Genomic DNA, 18852 nt, shown 5'->3' with positions numbered 1-18852 from the left:
GCCTAGGATCACCGCAGGGCGTGCCGGTGGCGGGAGGTGGGCGGCGTGGGCGAGTGGTTCGAGTCGCTGCTGGACCAGTCGTGGTGGCTGTGGCTGGCCGCGGCGCTGGCGCTGGGCATCCTGGAGCTGTTCAGCCTCGACCTGGTCTTCCTGATGCTGGCCGGCGGGGCGCTGGGCGGCGCCGCGGCCGCGGGGCTGGGCCTCGGGGCGGTCGGCCAGGTCCTCGTGGCGCTGGCGTCGGCGCTGCTGCTCGCCGGGACGGTGCGCCCCGTGCTGCTGCGCCGCCTGCGCATGCCGGAGGTGGCCACCGGGGCCGCCGCGCTCGTGGGGCGCTCCGCCCGGGTCATCTCCGAGGTCACCGCCGGCGGGGGCCTCGTGAAGCTGGCGGGGGAGGCGTGGACCGCGCGGTCCGCGCCCGGAGCCGCCTTCGCCCCCGGCGAGGAGGTGGTGGTCACGGCCATCGACGGCGCCACCGCCGTCGTGGGCCCGGCCTCCGCCGCCCCGCCCGCGCCGGACGTCCGTCCGGCGCCCCCGAACATCCCGAGGAGGGAAGCTGATGGGTGATGTCATCGGCCCGGTCGTGCTCGTCCTGCTCGCCATCCTGGTCGTGGCCGCCATCGCCAAGACGATCCGCATCGTGCCGCAGGCCTCCGCGGTCATCGTGGAGCGGCTGGGGCGCTACTCGCGGACGCTGGACGCCGGCCTGAACATCCTGGTGCCGTTCATCGACAAGCCGCGCGCGGTGGTGGACCTGCGCGAGCAGGTGGTCTCCTTCCCGCCGCAGCCCGTCATCACCTCCGACAACCTCGTCGTGAGCATCGACACGGTCATCTACTACCAGCCGACCGACCCGAAGGCCGCGACGTACGAGATCGCCAACTACATCCAGGGCATCGAGCAGCTCACCGTCACCACGCTGCGCAACGTCATCGGCTCCCTCGACCTGGAGCAGACGCTCACCAGCCGCGACCAGATCAACGGGCAGCTGCGCGGGGTGCTCGACGAGGCCACGGGCCGCTGGGGCATCCGCGTCAACCGCGTGGAGCTGAAGGCCATCGACCCGCCGCACAGCGTGCAGGACTCGATGGAGAAGCAGATGCGCGCCGAGCGCGACCGGCGCGCCGCCATCCTCAACGCCGAGGGCCTGAAGCAGTCGCAGATCCTCACCGCGGAGGGCGAGAAGCAGTCGTCGATCCTGCGCGCGGAGGGGCAGGCGCAGGCGGCGATCCTGCGGGCGCAGGGTGAGGCGCGGGCCATCGGGCAGGTCTTCGACGCGATCCACCGCGGCGACCCGGACCCGAAGCTGCTGGCGTACCAGTACCTGCAGATGCTGCCGCAGATCGCCAAGGGCGACGCGAACAAGCTGTGGATCGTGCCGAGCGAGCTGAACGACGCGCTCAAGGGCTTCGGGTCGATGTTCAACGCGCACGGGGGCTCACAGGTGCAGGCGCCGGGGACCTCCGACCAGCGGCCGCAGCAGTCCCGCCGCCCGAGCGAGCAGCACCCGGCACCGGACTTCGAGGTGCCCACGCTGGAGGACCCCGTCGAGGCGCTGCGGCGGGCGCGGGCGGAGGCGGCGGGGGCGACCCGCGCCGCCGAGGGCGCCCAGCGCACCGCCAGCGGCGGCTGACCGCCCGCATCCTCGCCGAGGACCCCCTCCGCCGCAGCCCCTCCGGTGCGGACGGCGTCGGGGGTCCTCTGCGCGTCGGGGGTCCGCTGCGCGTGAGGGGTGCCGGCGCGGATGCGGGAGGGACCCTGACGGGCTGTCGCACCGGCACGGCAGGGTGGGCGCATGCGCAGCGCGTGGTGGGAGTTCGTGCTCAGTTCCGGCTTCGGCGCCCTCGGCGCGGTCGTGGCCGCCGTCATCGCCGCGCTCGTGGCCCGCTCGGCCGCCCGGCAGCGGCGGCGGGAGACCGACCGCGACGCCTGGTGGGCGCGCGTGACCTGGGTCGCCGAGCGCGCCGCCGCCGAGCCCCCGCAGCGCCTCGACCCCCTGGTCGCCGTGCACATGCTCGCCCGGCTCGCGGGCAGCCCGCTCGCGGAGGCGGAGGACTGGCGGCTGCTGGCCGCGCTCAACGAGGACGTCCTGCGCCGCGCCCGCAGCGCGCCGGTGGCCTCGGCCGCCCCGCGGCGCAGCGGTGGGGACCCCGACGAGCGCGCCGAGGAGCTGGCGAGGGCCTCGCGGGAACTGGCGGCGGAGCTGCAGCGGCGCCTCGACGCCGCCGCCGCGGGCCGCCCGCGCCGGCGCTGACCCGCCGCACCGATGGCTCGCGCCGGCCGCTCGCGCCGGCCGCCCCGGCAACGGACCAGCCTCACCCGTTCGGCCGCCCACCGGCGCGCGCCGCGACGCGGGCCGCGTCAGCCTGGGGTCCGGAAGGCACCGCCCGACGACTCCAGGAGGTCCCCGTGCGTCTCGGATCCGCCATCGTCCTCATCGCCCTCGGGGCGATCCTCACCTTCGCCGTGACGCTCGACGTCAGCGGCATCGACCTGTCCACGGTCGGCGTCATCCTCATGGTCGTCGGTGGCCTCGGCCTGCTGCTGGAGCTGGCCTTCTTCGCCCCGCGCCGGCGCCGGGTCAGCAGCAGCTACACCGAGCCCGTCGGCCACGGCATGCGGCGCACCACCGTCGACGAGGTCTGAGCCGCCCGGGGAGCCGCCGCCCTCAGGACAGCAGCGGCAGCAGGCCCGCGGCGAGCGCCCCGCCGGCGACGACGACGGCCGCGGCCAGCAACGTCACCCGCCACGTCAGCGCGCGCGCGACCATCGCCATGGACGGCAGGCTCAGCGCCGGCAGGGTGATGAGCAGGGCCCCGACGACCGCGCCCCCGGCGCCCGCCGCGGCCAGCCCCTGGGCCAGCGGGATCTCCCCGGCGGTGGGGATCACGAGCAGGGTGCCGAGCACCAGGGCTGCGAGGAGGGCCAGCGCCCCCCACGACTGCGCCGACTGCCCCAGCGGGAACAGCCAGCCGCTGAAGCAGCCCACGGCGAAGACGACGACGGCGTACTCGGGCACCACCACGGCGGAGGTGCGCAGCAGGCTGCGCGCGAAGCGCCCCGCCGCGCCGGCGGGGTCCTCGTCCCGGGCGTCGTCGCCTGCGCTCGGCACGGCCGCCACCACCGCGGCGGCCGACGCGGGGTCGAGGCGGGGGGTCGTCAGCCGCGCGACGAGGACGCTGCCGCCCACCACGACCAGCGCCCCCACCCCGGCGCGCACGGCCGCCCACTGCCAGGGGGCGACCAGCAGGAGGAACACGAGCACCGCGGGGTTGAGCAGGGGGTTGCCCAGCCAGTACGCCACCGCCCCGGCGGTGGGGACCCCGCTGCGCCTCAGGGCACCGGCGACGGGTGCCGTGCAGCAGGTGCACATCATCGACGGGGTGGACAGCAGGCCGCCGACGAGCGCGCTCCCGGCGTCGGAGCGGCGGGACAGCACGCCGAGCAGCCAGCGCCGGGGCACGAGCGTCTGCACCGCGGCGGCGATGACCAGCCCGGCGACCACGGCCTTCCAGACGGCGGCGGTGTAGCCGAGCAGGAACGCCCAGCCCGCCCGCAGGCTCGGGGCGGCGCCCGGCTCGACGCCCGCGGTGGCGAGCACGGAACTGCCCGCCCAGGTACCGCTCGCGCTCAGCTCGACCACGCGGCGGGAGTAGGGGTCCCACTTCGACCACAGCAGCAGCGCGGCGGCGAGGAGGAGGAAGACCAGGGCGCCCACCAGCGCGGGGCGCAGACCGGGAGGTGCTGCGCCCTCCGGGGCGGTGCCCCGTGGCGCGGCGCGCTCCGGTGCGGTGGCGCTCGTGCGGTGGTCCGTGCGGCGGCTCATGCAGGTGCTCCCCGGGAGGTCCGAGCCCGCCACCGTCCCCAGCGGGTGCCGGTCACGCTACCGTGGCCGCGCGCAGGCTCCGGGGCACCCGCCCTGGCCGCCCCCGCCGGGCCCGCGTCCGCGACCGCCCGGCGCGCCGGGCTGCGAGATCAGCCGCGCTGCGCCAGACTTGCGCGCAGCGACGGCGCCGGAGACGACGAGCGCCTTCCGCACCGCTGCAGGAGGTCCGCGATGGGCGTGCGCACCTGGATCGAGGGCTGGCCGGTGTACCGGCAGCTCACGGGTTCCGATCCGCTCGGGCGCGGTGCCGCCGCGCAGTCCGGCCGCTCCAAGGCCCTGGACGCGCGCACCGTGACGGCCGACCGCGTCGCGCGCTCCGTCTGCCCCTACTGCGCCGTCGGCTGCGGGCAGCGCGTCTTCGTCAAGGACGAGCGGATCGTGCAGATCGAGGGCGACCCGGACAGCCCCATCTCGCGCGGCCGGCTGTGCCCCAAGGGCTCGGCCAGCAAGCAGCTCGTCACCGGGGACGAGCGCGCCACGAAGGTCCGCTACCGCCGCCCGTACGCGACGGAGTGGGAGGACCTCGACCTCGACACCGCGATGGACATGATCGTGGACCGGGTGCTGGACGCCCGGCGGCGGGGCTGGGAGGAGAAGGACTCCGAGGGGCGGTTCCTGCGCCGCACCCGGGGCGTCGCGAGCCTCGGCGGCGCGACCCTGGACAACGAGGAGAACTACCTCATCAAGAAGCTGTTCACCGCCATGGGCGCGATCCAGGTGGAGAACCAGGCCCGCATTTGACACTCCGCCACGGTTCCCGGTCTGGGAGCCTCGTTCGGTCGCGGTGGTGCGACGGGTGACCTGCAGGACCTGAGCAACGCGGACTGCATCGTCATCCAGGGCTCGAACATGGCCGAGTGCCATCCCGTCGGGTTCCAGTGGGTGATGGAGGCCAAGGCGCGCGGCGCCAAGGTCATCCACATCGACCCCCGCTTCACGCGCACCAGCGCGCTGGCGGACACGTACGTGCCGATCCGCTCCGGGTCCGACATCGTCCTGCTGGGCGCGGTCATCAACCGCGTCCTGAGCCAGGGCCGGGAGTTCGCCGAGTACGTCCGTGCGTACACCAACGCCTCGTGGATCGTGTCGGAGGACTACGCCGACACGGAGGACCTGGACGGGCTGTTCTCCGGCTTCGACTCCGAGACCCGCACCTACGACACGACGTCCTGGCAGTACGAGGGCCACGAGGGCGGCGGCGACGAGGAGGAGGAGACCGACCGCACCCGCGAGAGCGAGGAGGGCCAGCAGCTCGGCTCCGCCGGCGCCGCGCTGGAGCACCACGAGGTGCGCCGCGACGAGACGCTGGAGCACCCGCGCTGCGTGTGGCAGATCCTCAAGCGCCACTTCGCCCGCTACACGCCCGAGATGGTGCAGGAGATGTGCGGCATCCCGCGCGACCTCTTCGAGGAGGTCGCGGAGGCGTGGATCTCCAACTCCGGCCGCGAGCGCACCACCGCCCTCGTCTACAGCGTCGGCTGGACGCAGCGCGGCACGGGCGTGCAGTACATCCGCACGGGCGCCATCCTGCAGCTCCTGCTCGGCAACATGGGCCGCCCCGGCGGCGGCATCATGGCGCTGCGCGGGCACGCCAGCATCCAGGGCTCGACGGACATCCCGACCCTGTACAACCTGCTGCCCGGCTACCTGCCGATGCCGCACGCCCACAAGCACCCGGACCTCGCCACCTACATCGACACGATCAAGGGCGAGGGGCAGAAGGGCTTCTGGGGCAACGCCGACGCCTACGCGGTCAGTCTGCTCAAGGCGTACTACGGGGACGCGGCGACGGCGGAGAACGACTACTGCTTCGACCATCTGCCGCGGATCGACGGCGACCACGGCACGTACGCCCAGGTCATGGACATGATCGAGGGCGGGAAGATCTTCGGGTACTTCCTGCTCGGGCAGAACCCCGCGGTGGGTTCGGCGAACGGGCGCGCCCAGCGGATCGGCCTCGCCAACCTGGACTGGCTCGTCGTGCGCGACCTCATGATGATCGAGAGCGCCACGTTCTGGAAGGACGCCCCCGAGGTCGAGACGGGCGAGATCGTGCCCGAGGAGTGCCGCACCGAGGTGTTCTTCCTGCCCGCCGCCTCCCACACGGAGAAGGAGGGCACCTTCACCCAGACGCAGCGGCTGCTGCAGTGGCGGGAGAAGGCTGTCGACCCCCGCGACGACTGCCGCTCCGAGCTGTGGTTCTTCTACCACCTGGGCCGGCGGATGCGGGAGCGGCTGGCGGGTTCCGACGACCCCCGCGACCGCGCCCTGCTCGACCTGACGTGGGACTACCCGGTGCACGGGCCGACGCAGGAGCCCGACGCCGAGACCGTCCTGAAGGAGATCAACGGCTACGACCTCACCAGCGGCGAGCTGCTGCCCGGGTTCACGGGCATGCGCGCCGACGGCACCACCTCGGGCGGCTGCTGGATCTACGCCGGCGTGTTCGCCGACGGGGTGAACCAGGCCGCGCGGCGCAAGCCCGGCCGGGAGCAGGGCCTGCACGCGCCGGAGTGGGGCTGGGCCTGGCCGATGAACCGCCGCATCCTCTACAACCGCGCCTCCGCCGACCCCGAGGGCAAGCCCTGGAGCGAGCGCAAGGCGCTGGTGTGGTGGGACGAGGAGCAGGGCCGCTGGGTGGGTGACGACGTGCCCGACTTCCAGGTCACCAAGCCCCCGTCGTACCGCCCCGAACCGGGCTCCAGCGGCGCCGACGCCCTCGCCGGCGACGACCCGTTCATCATGCAGGCCGACGGCAAGGCCTGGCTGTTCGCGCCCAAGGGCGTCCTCGACGGCCCGCTGCCCGCGCACTACGAGCCGGGGGAGTCGCCGTTCCGCAACTCCCTCTACGGCCAGCAGCAGAACCCCGCGCGGCAGATGTACACCCACCACCTCAACGAGATGCACCCGAGCCCGCCGGAGCCGGGCAGCGAGGTGTTCCCGTACGTGTGGACCACGTCGCGGCTCACCGAGCACCACACGGCCGGGGCGATGAGCCGGTACCTTCCCTACCTGGCGGAGCTGCAGCCGGCGCTGTTCATGGAGGTCTCGCCGGAACTGGCGGCCGAGCGCGGGTTGCGGCACATGGAGTGGGCGCACGTCATCACCGCCCGCGCCGTCGTCGAGGCGAGGGTGATGGTCACCGACCGGCTCGCGCCGCTGCGCATCCAGGACCGGGTGGTGCACCAGATCTGGCTGCCGTTCCACTGGGGCCCGGGGGGTCTGACCAGCGGCGACGTCGTCAACGACCTGCCGCACCTGACCCTGGACCCGAACGTGCACATCCAGGAGTTCAAGGCGGGCACCTGCGACCTGCGGCCCGGCCGCCGGCCCCGGGGGCGGGACATGCTGGCGCTGGTGGACGAGTACCGGCGCAAGGGGCACGTCTCGATGGCGACGGGCACGGTGGCCGTCACCGACGAGTACCTGCACCCGGCCGGGAAGGACCGCGAAGAGCAGGCCCAGGGGGGCCGCACCGGCATCGGCACCGGGGCCGCGCCGGAGGACGTGGACGAGTTCACGTCGGTGGAGCACCACTGGGAGCGCGGGACCGCGCAGGACCAGAAGACGCCGGTCGGCGGGGACGAGGGGGAGCGCTAGATGGTCTCGGCGAACAGTCTCTACGGCCCCGTGGATCCCGCTGTCGACGCGGGCTACGACGCCCCGCCGTCGCGGAAGGGCTTCTTCACCGACACGTCGGTGTGCATCGGGTGCAAGGCGTGCGAGGTGGCCTGCAAGGAGTGGAACCTGGTGCCGGAGGACGGCATCGACCTGCTCGGCACCTCCTACGACAACACCGGCGGCCTGGGGGCGGACTCCTGGCGCGCGGTGCACTTCGTGGAGCAGTCCCGCCCGATCGGGAACAAGGGGGCGCCGTTCGCGGAGCTCCCGACCGGCCCGAGCGGCACCGGCTACGCCGCGGCGGTGGCGGCAGCGGGGATCGACGCGCTGGAGGAGGCGTCGCGGCTGGGCACCGGGGTTCCCGGGGGCCAACCGGTGGCGGAGGCCGCCGCGGGTGGCGGCTGCGGGTGCTCCGGCGGTGGGGGCGGCTGCGGCTCGAAGAGCTCCGCCGCCGCGAGCGCCGCGGCCGGGGCCGGGGCGGGGACGAAGCTGCTCGGGATGCCGGGCATGCACGCGCCCGGTGCGCTGCCGGACCGCGAGGGCCGCTCCGACGTGCGCTGGCTGATGGCGTCCAACGTCTGCAAGCACTGCACGCACGCCGCCTGCCTCGACGTCTGCCCCACGGGCTCGCTCTTCCGCACCGAGTTCGGCACGGTCGTCGTGCAGGAGGACATCTGCAACGGCTGCGGCTACTGCGTCTCCGCCTGCCCCTACGGCGTCATCGACCGCCGGGAGAGCGACGGGCGGGCGTGGAAGTGCACCCTCTGCTACGACCGGCTCAAGGCCGACGAGACGCCCGCCTGCGCGAAGGCCTGCCCGACGGAGTCCATCCAGTTCGGTGACCTCGACGAGCTGCGCGAGCGCGCGGAGCGCCGCCGGCAGCAGTTGCACGACGTCGGCGTGACCGAGGCACGGCTGTACGGGCACGACCCGCACGACGGCGTCGGCGGCGACGGGGCGTTCTTCCTGCTCCTCGACGAGCCGGAGGTCTACGGCCTGCCGCCGGACCCGGTCGTCACCACCCGCGACCTGCCGGACATGTACCGCACGATGGCCGTGGCGGCCGGTGCGATGGTCCTCGGCGTCCTGGCCTCGGCGGTGGGGCGGCGATGAGCGGGGCGAACGGCACCCGGCCCGAGGGCTCCGCGGGTCCCGCGACGCAGCCGAGCCCGACGCGGGAACCCGGGGGCGAGCCCGCCGGGCACACCCCCACCCGCACCGATCCCGTGGGCGGTCAGGCGGCGCGGATGTGGGAGGCCGGCATGGGCCGCCGCGAGAAGGGCCGCGCCGGCCGCCGCAAGCGCCGCGGCGACGTGCACGCGGTGGTTCCGGAGGCGGAGTTCCGCTCCTACTACGGGCAGCCCATCCTCAAGCCGCCGATCTGGACGCACGACATCGCCTACTACCTCTTCACGGGCGGGCTGGCCGCGGGCTCCTCGATGCTGGCCGTCGTCGCCGACGCCCGCGGGGAGGTCTCCGTCCGCCGCGGCCTGCGCCTGACGTCCCTGGGCGCGCTGGGCGCCAGCGCGTACTTCCTCATCATCGACCTCGGCCGTCCTGAGCGGTTCTACAACATGCTGCGGGTGGCGAAGCCGACGTCGCCGATGTCCGTGGGCACCTGGATCCTCACCGCCTACGGGCCGCTGGCGGGTGCCGCGGCCGTCCTGGAGGCGGCGCCGCTGCTGCCCGACCGTGGCGTCCTCGGCCTCCTCCGCCGCTGCGCCCCGCCCGCGGCGTCGGCGGCCGGTGCGGGCGCGGCCGTGGTGGCGCCCCTGCTGGCCACCTACACCGCTGTGCTGTTCGCGGACACCGCCGTGCCCTCGTGGCACGAGGTGCACCGGGAGCTGCCGTTCGTCTTCGCCGGCAGCGCGCTCGCGGCGAGCGCCGGGGCGGCCCTCGTCCTCGGCCGCACCGGCGAGGTCGGTCCCGCGCGGCGGGCGGCCCTGCTCGGGGCGTGCCTGGAGCTGACGGCGGCCCACCGCGTCGAGCACGGGCACGGCCTGCTCAGCGAGCCCTACGTGCAGGGGCGCCCGGGCCGGTACCTGCGGGCCGCGCGGGCGCTCACGGTCGCGGGCGTCGCGGGGGCCTGGCTCGGACGGCGCTCCCGCCTCGCCTGCGCCGCCTCCGGAGCGGCGCTGATGGCCGGCTCCCTGCTGACCCGCATGGCCGTGTTCGAGGCCGGCGTGCACTCCACGAAGGACCCGAAGTACGTCGTCGTGCCGCAGCGGGAGCGCCTGGCCCAGGGCCGGCCGGCGCGCAGCGACACCCCGCAGGACATCCCCGTGGTCTGACCCAGGAGGCGTCGTGTCCTACAAGACCCCCGACCAGATCGCCGTCGCGGCCTCCGCCGCCGGGTTGAAGAAGGCCAGCACTCCGCTTCCCAACATGCTCGTCGGGGGTTTCCTGGCCGGCGCCTACATCGCCTTCGGTGGCCTGGTGGCCATCGAGGTCACCGCCGGGATGGACCGGGAGCAGTGGGGCGGTCTCGTCACCCTCGCCAGCGGGTCGGTCTTCAGTCTCGGCCTCATCCTCGTGATCATCGCGGGGGCGGACCTGCTCACGGGCAACATGGGCCTCGTCCCGCTGGCCGTGCTGCACCGCCGGGTCGGGATCAGCCGGATGCTGCTGAACTTCGCGGTGGTCCTGGTCGGGAACCTGCTCGGCGCCCTCTTCGTCGCCTACTTCCTGGCGGTGCAGACCGGGGTCATCGGCTCCGCCGGCGCGGAGGACGGCACGGCGGCCGCCGCCACCTACGCGCGGCTGGAGGGCATCGCCACGGGCAAGGCGCTGGACGAGACCCACGGCCAGGTGTTCCTGCGCGCGATCGGGTGCAACTGGCTGGTGTGCCTGGCGGTGTGGAGCGCCATCGCGGCGGACGACATCGCCGGGAAGATCCTCGCGATCTTCTTCCCCATCATGGCCTTCGTCGCCCTGGGCTTCGACCACGTCGTGGCGAACATGTTCTTCCTGCCCGCGGCGTACTTCGCGGGGGTTCCCGACCTCACGTGGGGTGCCATCCTCACCAACTGGCTCTTCGCGGGGCTGGGCAACTTCGTCGGCGGAGCGGTGTTCGTCGGCGGCGCCTACTGGTTCCTCTACCTGCGCGGTGCCCCGAGCGGCCACGAGGCCGGTGCGACCTCCGACGCCAGCGGCACCTCGGGCGCGCCCCGCACCCGCTGACGCCCGCCCGCTGATCCCTTGCGCGACCCGCCCCGCCGGGAACCGGTGCTCCACGGCAGGGCGGGCGGCGCGGTCAGACCTCCAGGTCGTCCCCGCCGAAGTCGCCGCCGAGGTCCTCGCTGAAGGCACCGCCGCCGCCGAAGCCGTCCCCGTAGTCCCCGTGGTCGCCGTAACCGGCATCCCCGTAACCGGCATCCCCGTAACCGGCATCCCCGTAACCGGCATCCCCGTAACCGGTGTCCCCGTAACCGGTGTCCCCGTAACCGGTGTCCCCGTAACCGGTGTCCCCGTAGCCGGCGTCTGCGGGGGCGTCGGCGTCCTGAAAGCCCTCCTGGTGACCCTCCCGGTAGGCGTCCTGCCCGAAGGCGGCGTCGTCGCCCCAGTGGTCGTTGCCGAAGTGGTCGGGGATGAGGGCGTCGGCGACGGCCGTGCCGATGAACGCCCCTGCCACGGTGCTCAGCAGGCCGCCGGCCATCAGACCGCCCATGCCGGGCCCGGGGCCGTAGGCGTAGCCCGGCCCGTACCCGCCCCCGTACCCGCCCCCGTGCGCGCCCGGCCCGTACCCGCCCGGTCCGTAGCCGTGCGCGGCGTAGCCGTGCCCCGGCCCGTAGCCCGGTCCGTGCACACCCGGCCCGAGGAGCCGCTCCAGCGTGCCCGGTCGGCGCACCTCCGCCCGCGTCGCCGTGCGCGCCAGCGAGTGCGGGTCGTCCCCGCGCAGCTCCGACCGCGGCACCTCGGCGGCCAGCTGCTGCAGCACCTGCCGTCGCTGCTCGGGCGTCAGGGCGGCGAAGGCCTCCTCGTGGGCGCGTTCGAGCGCCTCCGGCGGCGCGGTGCGCAGCAGGTAGCGGTAGCGGGCCAGCGCGGCCTCGTCGGCGCTGCGCGGCCGCTGCGAGGCCCACTCCGGCGGCGGTGGTGGTGGCGGCGCGGTGTGCGCCTGCGAGGCACGGCCGAACAGCCGGTCCAGCAGGCCCATGACGGTTCCTCCCTCGTGCTCGTGGTCGGGTCCAGCCTGCGGCACCGGCGCCGCGGGCGCGCGCTGGTGGGCGTTCCGATCGCGAGCGCGGGGCGGCGCCGACATGCTGGCCCGGCCCGGCGGCGCACACGGCGCGGCGGGCGGACGGGAGAGGAGCAGCGCGGGTGCGTGCCGTGATCGTGGAGCAGGGCTGGAGCCGGGGGGCGCTGGCCGCGGTGCGGGCGCTGGCCGCAGCGGGCTGGACCGTGGGCGTCGCCTCCCCCGAGGGGCAGGGGCTCGCGTCCGCCTCGCGCGCGTGCGCCGCCCGCCACCGCGTCGCCTCCCTGCAGCGGTCCCCGGAGGCGTTCCTGGACTCCGTGGCCCGCGTCGTCCGCGACGGCGGGTACGACGTCGCCTTCGGTGCGGGCGAGGCCGAGGTGCTGGCGCTGTCCGCCGCCCGGGACGCCGTCGGCTGCGTCGTGCCGCACGGCCCCCACGAGCAGCTCGTGCGGGCGCTGGACAAGGGCGAGCTCGCGCGGGCGGCGGGCGCCGTGGGCATCGCCGTGCCCGACGTGCTGGACCCCGCCGACGTCCCCGACGAGACCACGGCCTGCATCGTGAAGGCCCACCGCCACGCCCGCCCGGACGTCGCGGGGTCGCCACCGCGCATCGACACCCTCGTCATCACCGGCCGCAGCGCCGTCGCCCACCGCGTCGCGGAGATCCGCGCGCTCGGCGGGGAGGCGGAGGTGCAGGTGCTGCACCCCGGCACCCTCGTGGCGTACTCCGCGGTGCGCGGCCCGCGCGGCGTGGTGGCCGACTCGATGCAGCGGGCCCAGGGAATCTGGCCGCCGGGGGCGGGGGCCAGCTCCCGGGCGGTGACGGTCGAGGTTGACGAGGTCCTGGCCGCCCGCGTCGCGGCGCTGCTGGAGTCGCTGGACTTCCTCGGCCTGGCGGAGCTGCAGTTCATCGAGGGCCCGGACGGCACCCGCCGCCTCATCGACCTCAACGCCCGCTTCTACGGCTCGCTGTCGCTGGCCGTGGCGGCCGGGGCGAACCTGCCCGCCGTGTGGGCGGCGATCGCCCTGGGCCGCGACGTGCCGCGGGTGCGGGCGCGGGCGGGGGTGCGCTACCAGTGGGGGACGGCGGACGTGCGCCGGGCGCTGGCGGAGCGGAGCGGCGGGGTGCTGCCGGACCTGGCGCGCACGCTCGCGGCGGCGCCGGGCGCACGGCACAGCGTGTGGTCCGCCGCCGACCCGGGCCCGGCGCTGGCGCGGCTGCGCTCGGCGGTGCCGGTGCGGCGGGCCGCGCGGGACGCCTCCCCGCAGGCGGCGCTGCAGGGCTGAACCCGGGGCCGGAGCCCCACGCGGACCCGGGCCGGAGCGGCGGCGGGCGGTCGCCCTCAGCGCCCGGCGAGCCCCCGCAGGTGGGCGGCGTCGTTGTGCCGCAGCACCAGCCACGGCCCGCGCGGGTCCTCCTCGGGCAGGGCCCGCACCTCGCTGAGACCCGTGGGGTCGACGTGCATGCGGTGCATCACGAGGCGCGGCACCGCGAGCGCGTCGACCACCGTGAGCTTCACCGGGTACATGTGGCTGACCAGCAGGATCGTCGCGCCCGGGTGCTCCGCGGCCAGGCGCGCCCGCACCGCGGCGACCCGCTCGCCGACCTGCTCCACGGACTCCCCGCCCGGCGCGGGCTCCGTGACCTGCCGCCGCCAGGCCGGCTGCCGTCCCGGCCAGCCCTCGTCGACCTCCGCCGGGGTCAGGCCCTCCCAGTCGCCGAAGTCGATCTCGCGCAGGTCGTCCTCGACCCGCAGCGGCAACCCCAGCGCCGCGGCGGCCGCCTGGGCGGTCTCGTGGGCGCGGCGCACGGGGCTGCACGCCAGCACGTCGACGCCGCCCACGGCGCCCAGCACGGCCGCGAGCCGTTGCGCCTGCTGCCGCCCGAGCTCGGACAGGGGCGGGTTCGCGCCGGTGCAGCCGCTGAGGCGGCCCTCCGCGGTGTGCGCCGTGGCGCCGTGGCGGGCCAGCAGGAACGTCGTGCCCGGCGCGGCGCTCACGCGGCACCCCCGTCGCCGGGGCCCGTGACCTGGAACCAGACCACCTTGCCCTCCGGTTCGTCGCGCACGCCCCAGGACGAGGCCAGGATGTCGAGGATGTCCAGGCCGCGGCCGTCGAGGGCGGCGTCGTTGCGCTCCGCGCGCACGGGGCGGCGGGCGTTGTCGTCGCCCACCTCCACGTGCACGCACGCCGCGGTGGCCAGCACCCGCAGGCGCGCCTCGCTGCGGCCGTGGATGAAGGCGTTGGTGACGGTCTCGCTGGCCAGCAGCACGGCCGTGTCGCAGGTGTCCTCGTCCACGCCCGCGGCCCGGCAGCACGCGCGGACGTGGTCGCGGGCGGCCCGCACCGACGTCGGGGCCGGCTCGAGGACGACCAGGGCCCCGCCGCGGTCCTCCTCGGGCGCGGCGCTGCGCGGCGGCGCGGGCCGCGGCACAGCGACCGGCGCCGGCGCCTCGGCCGCCGTCCCGGCCGACGTGGCCTGCCGCGTCCGCAGTGCCAGCACCGCCACGTCGTCCTCCACCGCCCCGGGCAGCTCCCCGAGGATCGCGTCGCAGAAGCGCGGCAGCGGCAGGTGGGCGAAGCGGGCGGCGGTCTCGCGCAGCCACTCCACCCCCTGGTTGAGGTCCGCGGAGCGCCGCTCCACCAGGCCGTCGGTGTAGAGGAGCACCGTCGTGCCCGGGGCCAGCGCCCGCTCGGCGTCGCTGCGCGGGGCGTCCGGGTCCAGGCCGAGGAGGAGGTCGCCGCGGCCCTGCAGGACCTCCACCTGACCGGACGGCAGCACGAGCAGGGGCGGCGGGTGCCCCGCGGCCGACCAGCGCAGGGTGCGGGTACCCGTGCGGGTCTCCGCCGCGCTCTGCTCGACCTGCGCCAGCACCGCCGTGGCCAGCGCGTCGACGCCGAGGTCGGCCATCGCGCGGTCCAGCGCGGAGAGGACGACGGCGGGCGAGCCCGGCGCGGTGTGGGCGACCCCGCGCAGGACGTTGCGGACCTGCGCCATCGCCGCGGCCGCGTCGCGGTCGTGGCCGGCGACGTCGCCGATCACCAGGACCGTGCTGCCGCCGCCCGTGCTGTCGCCGCCCGTGCCGTCGCGGCCGGGGACGACGAACGCGTCGTACCAGTCGCCGCCGACCTGCGCCTCCTGCGCGGCGGGCTGGTAGCGGACCTCGATCTGCAGGTCCTCCAGCCGCGGGGGCTCCGTGAGGAGGCTGCGCTGCAGGGTCTCCGACAGCCGTTGCGAGGCCGCCGTCGCCGCCCGCTCCGCCTGCCGGACCTGGAGGCGGTCCAGGCCCTGCGCGCACTGCGCGGCGAACGCCTCGAGGATCTCCAGGTCCTCCGGCGGGAACCGCCGGGGCGCGCGCCAGTGCAGCACCAGCGCCCCGAGGCGGCGCTCCCCGACGGTCAGCGGCAGCACCGCCCACGCCTGCGCGCCGGTCACCGCGGCCACCAGCTCCATCTCCGCGGCCCACGCACGGGCCTCGTCGGGGTCGCACAGCAGCACCCGCCGCCCCGTCGCCGCCGCCACCGACAGCGGCAGCGGCCCGTTCAGCGGCAGGTCGCCGAACAGCGGCTGGGTGCGCGGGCCGAGGTCGCCGGCCACGGTGGCGGCCAGCCGGCCCCGCTGCTCGTCGAGCACGGCCACCGCCCCGCCGAAGCAGCCGAGCGCCGCGGTGGCGCGGGCCACGAGCGCCTCGGCGAGGTCGCGCACCGTCTCCGCGTCGCTGAGCTGCAGGGCGAGCTCGGCCAGCCCCTGCAGCCTGCGGGCGGTGGCCGCCTCCGCTGCCAGGGCGGTGCGCAGCTCCTCCCCGCGGGCGTAGAGGTCCGCCTCGACCTCCTCGATGCGCCGCCACGCCGCGTCGTGCGCGCGCTCCTGCCGCGCCCCCTCGCGCTCGTGGATGTAGTCGGTGACGTCCTGCGCGCGCTGCACGACGTAGGCGGTCCGCCCGTCCTCGTCCGGGACGGGCACGCTGATGAGGCTCCAGTACCGCTCGGTGTAGTCGCCGGAGCCGTCGGTGATGTCGTACTTCTGCACCGGCATGGTGTCCATGACGCCGGTGTCGCGAGCCCGCTCGAAGGAGGCGCGCACCTTCGCGACGCCGCCGTCGGGCTCGTCCTCGCTGGGGTTGCCGGGGAACGCCTCGAACACGGGCCGGCCGACGATCTCCGCGAGCGTCCGCCCGGTGGTCGCCAGGTAGGCGGGGTTCGCGTCGACGATGACGAGGTCGCGGTCCATCACGAGGTACGGCGTCGGGATCGCGGCGAAGACCGCGGAGTGGTCCACGGGTGAGGTGTCTCGTGCCACGGTGCTCCTCCGCGCTCTCGGATGCGGCGCAGTCTCCCACGCGCCACCCGGGCCGCCCCCGCGGCTGGTGCGGGTCAGCGCACGAGGACGGTGACGCCCTCCCGGGCCGGGAGGAGCTCCCCGACGACGGGGAAGCCGGGCAGCTCGCCGGCCACCAGCAGGCCGCCCGAGGTCTGCGCGTCCGCCAGCAGCAGCGCCTCCTCCTCGCCCACTCCGAGGTCGGCGTGGGGGCGCACCCAGTCGAGGTTGCGCCGGCTGCCGCCGGGGACGAAGCCGTCGCGCAGCGCCTCCCGGGCACCGTCGAGGTAGGGCACCGCGGCGGCGTCGAGGACGGCGGTGACACCGCTGGCCCGCGCCAGCTTGTGCAGGTGACCGAGCAGGCCGAAGCCGGTGACGTCGGTGGCGCACACCGCGCCGGCGGCGAGCGCGGCCGCGGAGGCCTCCGCGTTGAGGGTCGTCATGGACTCCACCGCCTGGTGGAACACCTCCCCGGTCGCCTTGTGCCGGCTGCCCAGCACGCCCGTGCCCAGCGGCTTCGTCAGCGTCAGCGGCATCCCGGCGGCGCCGGCGTCGTTGCGCAGCAACCGGTTCGGGTCGGCGATCCCCGTGACCGCCATGCCGTACTTCGGTTCCTGGTCGTCGATGCTGTGGCCGCCGCCGACGTGGCAGCCGGCCACCCGGGCCACGTCCAGGCCGCCGCGCAGCACCTCCCGGGCCAGCTCGAACGGCAGCACCCCGCGCGGCCACGCCAGCAGGTTGACGCCGACGAGGGGCCGGCCGCCCATGGCGTAGACGTCGGACAGCGCGTTGGCCACGGCGATGCGGCCCCAGTCGTAGGGGTCGTCGACGACGGGGGTGAAGAAGTCGGCGGTGGCGACGACCGCGGTGCGCCCGTCGGGGGCGAGCACCACCGCAGCGTCGTCGCCGGAGTCGAGGCCGACGAGCAGGCGCCCGATCGTGGAGCCGCCGCTGCGGCCGACCAGGCCGGCGACGACGTCCTCCAGTTCCCCGGGCGGGATCTTGCAGGCGCAGCCTCCGCCGCGGGCGTACTGCGTCAGCCGCACGGGGGCCGGGTGCGGCGCCGCCTGCGGTGTCGGGGAGTCCGCCTGTCCGGGGGTGCTGGTCGTCACCGCCCCAGGCAAACACCTCCACCGGTCGGGGGCATCTCCAGCGGGACGGCGGCGCGGCCCGGCTCGGCCTCCCGGGGCGGTGCGGGGTGCGGCAGCGTAGGGTTCCGGCTGCGCGGTCCGGGGGAGGCGTGAGGGTGCCTGGTGGCCCCCGCGGTCTTCAACACCGACGTGACCGAGCACCTCGGTCAGGCGGGTTCGATTCCCGTCCGCCTCCGCCGCGCGCGCCCCGGCGCCCCGCCGGCGCTCCCCGTGCCGTCCCAGGGCCGCGGGCCGGGGCCCGGGTGCCGGGGCCCGGGTCCGCTCCTACAGTGCGGCCGTGGCCGACACCTCCGCTCCGGGCCGGATCCGCGACGCCGTGGCGGGTGCGGCCCCGGCCGTCCCGCCGGACCCGCGCCGCGCCGTGCCCCGCACCGACGCCCTCCTCGCCGACCCGCGGCTGCAGCAGGCGCTGGCCCTGCTGGGGCGGGCCGCGGTGAAGGCGGCGGTGCAGCGGGCGCAGGCGCAGGTGCGCGCCGGGCGGCTGGCGGCGACGGAGCTGATGGAGGCGGTCCTGCGCGACCTGCCTGCCGGGCAGCGGGAGGTGCTCAACGCCACGGGCGTCGTGCTGCACACCAACCTGGGCCGCGCCGCCCTCTCGGAGGCTGCGGTGCGGGCCGTGACGACCGCGGCGGGCGCCACGGACGTGGAGCTGGACCTGGTCACCGGCCGCCGGGCGCGGCGCGGGCGCGGGGCGATGGAGGCGTTGGCGGCCGCGGTGCCGGACGCGGCCGGGGTGCACGTGGTCAACAACGGTGCGGCGGCGCTGGTCCTGGCGGCGACCGCCTGCGCGGCGGGGCGGGAGGTCGTGGTCAGCCGCGGGGAGATGGTGGAGATCGGCGACGGGTTCCGCCTGCCCGACCTGCTCGTCTCCACCGGCGCGCGCCTGCGCGAGGTCGGCACCACGAACCGCACCTCGCTGCGCGACTACGCCGAGGCGCTGGGGCCGCAGACGGGCATGGTGCTGAAGGTGCACCCGTCGAACTTCGTCGTCTCGGGGTTCACCTCCGCGGTGGGGGTGGCGGAGCTGGCGGGTGCCTGCGCCGAGCGCGGTGTGCCGCTGGTCGCGGACATCGGCTCGGGGCTGCTGGCCCCCGACCCGCTGCTGCCGGAGGAGCCGGACGCGGCCACGACCCTGCGCGCCGGGGCGTCGCTGGTCACGGCGAGCGGGGACAAGCTGCTGGGCGGGCCGCAGGCGGGTCTGCTGCTGGGGGACGCGGAGCTGGTGGAGCGGCTGCGCCGGCATCCGCTGGCGCGCGCGCTGCGGGTGGACAAGCTGACCCTGGCGGCGCTGGAGGCCACCCTGCGCGGGCCCGCGACGCCGACGTGGCAGGCCCTGCACGCGGATGCCGAGGAGCTGCGCCGGCGCAGCGGGGCCCTGGCCGCGGAGCTGACCGCGTCGGGGGTGGCGGCGCAGGTGGTGGCGTGCGCGGCCGTCGTCGGCGGCGGCGGGGCGCCCGGGGTGGAGCTGCCGTCGCAGGCGGTGGCGCTGCCGGCGGAGCTGGCGCAGCCGCTGCGGCTGGGCACCCCGCCGGTGGTGGGCCGGGTGGAGCGCGGTGCGCTGCTGCTGGACCTGCGCTGCGTGCCGCCGGGCCGCGACGGCGACGTGGCCGCGGCCGTGCTGGCCGCCGCCGCGACGACCTCCACCGCGGCGACCGCCCCCGGCGCTGCCGCCGCGGCCGGGGCCTGAC

Annotated in this window: 14 protein-coding genes, 1 tRNA gene and 1 pseudogene; 11 read left to right on the top strand and 5 right to left on the bottom strand. The window is 76.1% G+C overall.

Features of this window, described 5'->3' with window-relative positions:
• The first annotated feature begins 45 nt into the window (after nt 1–45).
• The 4 genes from CLV92_RS18045 to CLV92_RS18030 all read left to right on the top strand — a co-directional run bounded on the left by CLV92_RS18045 (nt 46) and on the right by CLV92_RS18030 (nt 2643).
• A complete protein-coding gene (locus CLV92_RS18045; RefSeq protein WP_104435082.1) occupies nt 46–564 on the top strand; it encodes an NfeD family protein in 519 nt (172 codons plus the stop codon).
• The gene (locus CLV92_RS18040) at nt 557–1630 is read left to right on the top strand and encodes an SPFH domain-containing protein (RefSeq protein WP_104435081.1); all 1074 of its coding nucleotides are present in this window, start codon (nt 557–559) and stop codon (nt 1628–1630) included. The genes CLV92_RS18045 and CLV92_RS18040 overlap by 8 nt, the downstream gene beginning before the upstream one ends.
• Nucleotides 1631–1792: 162 nt before the next feature.
• Nucleotides 1793–2251 carry a hypothetical protein gene (locus CLV92_RS18035; protein WP_104435080.1) on the top strand — a complete coding sequence of 153 codons (459 nt, stop codon included), beginning with the start codon at nt 1793–1795 and terminating at the stop codon, nt 2249–2251.
• Nucleotides 2252–2406: 155 nt separating this feature from the next.
• A complete protein-coding gene (locus tag CLV92_RS18030; RefSeq protein WP_104435079.1) occupies nt 2407–2643 on the top strand; it encodes a DUF6458 family protein in 237 nt (78 codons plus the stop codon).
• Nucleotides 2644–2665: 22 nt separating this feature from the next.
• Here the strand turns inward: CLV92_RS18030 and CLV92_RS18025 are convergent, their stop codons facing one another.
• The gene (locus tag CLV92_RS18025; RefSeq protein ID WP_104435078.1) at nt 2666–3823 is read right to left on the bottom strand and encodes a permease; all 1158 of its coding nucleotides are present in this window, start codon (nt 3821–3823) and stop codon (nt 2666–2668) included.
• A gap of 231 nt (nt 3824–4054) precedes the next feature.
• Here CLV92_RS18025 and fdh point away from each other — a divergent pair.
• The 4 genes and pseudogenes from fdh to CLV92_RS18000 form a co-directional block, all read left to right on the top strand.
• Nucleotides 4055–7303, top strand: a pseudogene (gene fdh, locus CLV92_RS18015) (formate dehydrogenase); the annotation flags it as partial.
• Between the two features lie 180 nt (nt 7304–7483).
• Nucleotides 7484–8617, top strand: coding sequence for a 4Fe-4S dicluster domain-containing protein (locus tag CLV92_RS18010; protein WP_104435075.1), 1134 nt, complete (start codon nt 7484–7486; stop codon nt 8615–8617).
• Nucleotides 8614–9795 (top strand): NrfD/PsrC family molybdoenzyme membrane anchor subunit, encoded by a 1182-nt coding sequence (gene nrfD / locus CLV92_RS18005; protein WP_104435074.1) that lies wholly within the window; start codon nt 8614–8616, stop codon nt 9793–9795. The genes CLV92_RS18010 and nrfD overlap by 4 nt, the downstream gene beginning before the upstream one ends.
• Before the next feature lie 13 nt (nt 9796–9808).
• On the top strand, nt 9809–10684 hold the full coding sequence (locus CLV92_RS18000) for a formate/nitrite transporter family protein (protein ID WP_104435073.1): 876 nt from the start codon (nt 9809–9811) through the stop codon (nt 10682–10684).
• Here the strand turns inward: CLV92_RS18000 and CLV92_RS17995 are convergent.
• Nucleotides 10600–11583, bottom strand: a complete 984-nt coding sequence (locus CLV92_RS17995; RefSeq protein WP_425433589.1) for a pentapeptide repeat-containing protein — start codon at nt 11581–11583, stop codon at nt 10600–10602. The two genes, CLV92_RS18000 and CLV92_RS17995, sit on opposite strands and share 85 nt — an antisense overlap.
• Nucleotides 11584–11821: 238 nt before the next feature.
• Here CLV92_RS17995 and CLV92_RS22970 point away from each other — a divergent pair, with 238 nt between their 5' ends.
• Nucleotides 11822–12982, top strand: coding sequence for an ATP-grasp domain-containing protein (locus tag CLV92_RS22970; RefSeq protein WP_158257325.1), 1161 nt, complete (start codon nt 11822–11824; stop codon nt 12980–12982).
• A 56-nt stretch (nt 12983–13038) separates the two neighbouring features.
• On the opposite strand, the gene CLV92_RS17990 is transcribed toward CLV92_RS22970, so the two are convergent.
• The 3 genes from CLV92_RS17990 to selD all read right to left on the bottom strand — a co-directional run bounded on the left by CLV92_RS17990 (nt 13039) and on the right by selD (nt 17059).
• Nucleotides 13039–13695, bottom strand: a complete 657-nt coding sequence (locus CLV92_RS17990; protein ID WP_158257324.1) for a histidine phosphatase family protein — start codon at nt 13693–13695, stop codon at nt 13039–13041.
• The gene (locus CLV92_RS17985) at nt 13692–15995 is read right to left on the bottom strand and encodes an ATP-binding SpoIIE family protein phosphatase (protein ID WP_146099634.1); all 2304 of its coding nucleotides are present in this window, start codon (nt 15993–15995) and stop codon (nt 13692–13694) included. The genes CLV92_RS17990 and CLV92_RS17985 overlap by 4 nt, the downstream gene beginning before the upstream one ends.
• 74 nt (nt 15996–16069) lie before the next feature.
• Nucleotides 16070–17059 (bottom strand): selenide, water dikinase SelD, encoded by a 990-nt coding sequence (gene selD, locus CLV92_RS17980; protein ID WP_104435184.1) that lies wholly within the window; start codon nt 17057–17059, stop codon nt 16070–16072.
• Between the two features lie 188 nt (nt 17060–17247).
• On the opposite strand from selD, the gene CLV92_RS21645 reads away from it, so the two are divergent.
• A tRNA-Sec gene (locus tag CLV92_RS21645) sits at nt 17248–17340 on the top strand.
• A 140-nt stretch (nt 17341–17480) separates the two neighbouring features.
• Nucleotides 17481–18851: an L-seryl-tRNA(Sec) selenium transferase gene (gene selA / locus CLV92_RS17975; protein WP_104435181.1), complete on the top strand. Its 1371-nt coding sequence runs from the start codon at nt 17481–17483 to the stop codon at nt 18849–18851.
• The last annotated feature ends 1 nt before the right edge of the window (nt 18852 follow it).

Origin of the sequence: Kineococcus xinjiangensis, assembly GCF_002934625.1 — a bacterium.
Taxonomy (GTDB): Bacteria; Actinomycetota; Actinomycetes; order Actinomycetales; family Kineococcaceae; genus Kineococcus_A; species Kineococcus_A xinjiangensis.
This window is presented reverse-complemented; position numbering and strand designations above follow the sequence as displayed.